At 66.2% G+C, this 3,140-nt stretch carries 3 protein-coding genes; all 3 read right to left on the bottom strand.

The features are described from left to right. Window positions 1–732, bottom strand: a 732-nt coding sequence (locus A5650_RS21190) for an ABC transporter permease (RefSeq protein WP_067296295.1), incomplete at its 3' end; no start/stop codon positions are given. 20 nt (window positions 733–752) lie between these two features. Further along, a complete protein-coding gene (locus A5650_RS21185; RefSeq protein WP_067296292.1) occupies window positions 753–1,718 on the bottom strand; it encodes an ATP-binding cassette domain-containing protein in 966 nt (321 codons plus the stop codon). 69 nt (window positions 1,719–1,787) lie between these two features. Next, on the bottom strand, window positions 1,788–3,140 hold a 1,353-nt coding region (locus A5650_RS21180), incomplete at its 5' end, for a fatty acyl-AMP ligase (protein WP_067296288.1).

Genomic DNA, 3,140 nt, shown 5'->3' with positions numbered 1-3,140 from the left:
CTGCGCGCTTTCCGGCGCGGGCCCGCCGTTGCCCCACAGTTGACGCATCGCCTGAGCGAGCGACGACACCGGATTCCATTCGGCGATCACCCGCAGCCAGTGCGGCATTGGCTCGGTGGGCACAAATGTGTTGGCCAGGAACGTGATCGGGAACAAGACGGTGAACATCACGCCGTTGACGGCTTCGACGGTACGCAGCAGCGACCCGATCAGGATGCCGAACCAAATCATGCCGAATCCGAAAACCGGAACCAGGGCGAAGGCCAGCACCGCCTCGGCGACGCTTCCCCGGATCCGCCACCCGATCGCCAGGCCCGTGAGCGCCATCACCACCACGCCGAGCGAGGAGTGGATCAAGCTGGCGATGCTGCGGCCGATGAGCACCGACGACCGCGAAATCGGCAGCGACCGGAACCGGTCGATGATGCCCTTCTCGACGTCGGCGGTGATACCGGAGGCCACGACGAACGCCGAGAACACGATGGTCTGCGCCTGGATGCCGGGCAGCAGGAACTCGCGGTAGTTCGTTCCTCCGGGGTTGGGTATCGAGGCGCCGAACACAAAGGCGAACAGCAACACGAACATGATCGGCTGAGCGGTGACGTCGCTGAGCATCTCGGGCATGCGTTTGGTGTGGATCATGTTGCGCTTGACCATGATCCACGACTGCTGGGCGATGTTCGGGGTGTGCAACGGCACCCGTCGCGCATGGCCCTGCGTGGGCGGCGCGATGGTTTCGACGTCTTCGGCGGTCACGCCTCGTCCCCCTCTTCGCTGCGGTGTCCGGTCAGAGACAGGAACACGTCGTCAAGGCTCGGTCGTGACAACCCGATGTCGTCGACCGCAATGTTGCTCTCCCGGAGCCACCCCGCGACGCGGATCATGTCGTCGAGTCCGTCGGCGGGCGCGGTCAACTCGCGGGCGCCGGCGTTGACGAACACCTCGGCGCCGCTCCTCGCCAGCAGCGCCTCGGCAGCGCGCAGGTCCTCGGCGTTCGTCACGGTGACGACCAGGCTGGCATTGCCCGCCTGCTGTTTGAGCTCGAGTGGCGACCCCTCGGCGATGATGCGACCCTTATCGATCACCAGGATGTTGTCGGCGAGCTGATCGGCCTCCTCGAGGTACTGCGTGGTCAGCAGCAGCGTTGTGCCCTGCCTGACCAATTCCCTTAGGGCATCCCACAATTCGCTGCGGCTGCGCGGATCCAGGCCGGTGGTCGGCTCGTCGAGGAACAACACCGGTGGCGATGCCAGCAGGCTCACCGCGAGATCGAGGCGCCGGCGCATGCCGCCCGAGTAGGACTTCACCATACGGTCGGCGGCGTCGGTGAGCGAAAACTGCTCGAGGAGTTGATCACCCAGCCGCTTGAGGTCTTTTCTGCGGATGCCGTAAAGCCCGCCGATCATCCGGATGTTCTCGCGGCCGGTGAGCAGTTCGTCGACGGTGGCGACCTGACCGGTCAGCCCTATGTTGCGGCGCACCTGGTCGGGTTCGCGGACGACGTCGTATCCCGCGACGCGGGCGGTCCCGCCGGTGGGTGCGGTCAGCGTCGTCATCATCCGCACCGTAGTGGTCTTGCCCGCACCGTTCGGACCGAGCAGCCCGAGCACGGTACCGGGCGGAACGGTGAAGCCGACGTGGTCGACCGCCGGTCCGCCGCCGGCGGCACCAAACCGCTTGACGAGATCGATCGCCTCGATGGCGGGTGCGGACGGCATGACACCGACCGTATCGACATTTACCGACAGCTCGTTACCGCCACCTGCGGGTGAGCCCTCGCGAAGGGGCTAGGTGACGAGCGAGACCGAGTTGCTGCGGCGCAGCTTGCCCGACGGCGTCTTCGGGATGGTGCCAGGTCCGAGTACGACGACGTTGCGGGGACGCACGTCGACCTCGGCCACCACCTCGTGGGCGACCTGTCGCTCGATGCGGTGCACTTCGTTAGGGTCCTGCCACGAGTTGGACTCGACGGCGACGGCGAACGTCTCGCGCGCATGCCCTGCGTCAAGTCGCACGGCGACCGCACAACCCGGTCGGACGCCCTCGACGCGGCACGCGGCCCGCTCGATGTCGGTCGGATAGATGTTGCGGCCCGCCATGATGATGACGTCCTTCACGCGGCCGCATACGACGATGTTGCCTTCCTCGGTGATGTAGCCGAGGTCGCCGGTGTCGTACCAGCCGTGCTCGTCCTGCGCCGGGATGAATCCACCCATGGTGAGGTAGCCGGGCGTCAAGCACTCGCCTCGGAGTTCGATGACGCCGACGCCGCGCGGCGGCATCACGTTGCCCTGCTCGTCGATGACGCGCGCCTCGAGGTCGCGCAGCAACGGTCCCAGAGAGGCCAGGCGCCGGGTATTGCCTTTGGTGGCGGGCACGGCACGGCGCAGGGCGGCCAGCAGATCGGCGTCGACCTCGTCGACGACCAGACCCGCGCCGCACGGCGAGAACGACACCGCAAGCGTGGTCTCGGCCATTCCATAGGCGGGCAGGATGGCGTCGGGCTTCAGCCCGAACGGCGCACCCGCGTCCAGCAGATCCTCCACGTCCGCAGGCTCGACGGGCTCGGCGCCCGACAATGCGAATCGGAGCGACGACAGATCGAACTCGCCCGGCTTGGCCTGGCGACGTAACCGCTTGGCGAACAGCGCATAGGCGAAGTTGGGCGCTGCGGTCATCGTGCCCTTGTACTTGTCGATGAGCTTGGCCCACAGCAGGGTGTCCCGCAGGAAGTCCATCGGCGTGACCTTGACCAGCTCCGCACCGAAGTACATCGGGATCGTCAGGAAGCCGACCATGCCCATGTCGTGGAAGCACGGCAGCCAGCTGACCATGACGTCCTTGTTGACGTCGTACTCGGCGCCGATGAACATCGCTTCCGCGTTGGAGTAGATGTTGCGATGGGTGATCTGGACCGCCTTGGGCGAACCCGTCGATCCGGACGTCAGCTGCATCAGCGCGAGATCGTCCTCGCCGACATCGATCGGATCGATCGGCTCGGACCTCAGGAGGTCGGCGACCGTCAGAACCTTGATGCCCTGCTCTTCGAGAACCGGAACTGCCACCAGAAACGGCTCGGAGACGATCACGGCCTTGGCCTCGATCATCCGCACGACGTTCATGGTGTCCGCGGCCCACAC

Source organism: Mycobacterium sp. 1164985.4 (assembly GCF_001668575.1).
Taxonomy (GTDB): Bacteria; Actinomycetota; Actinomycetes; order Mycobacteriales; family Mycobacteriaceae; genus Mycobacterium.
This window is presented reverse-complemented; position numbering and strand designations above follow the sequence as displayed.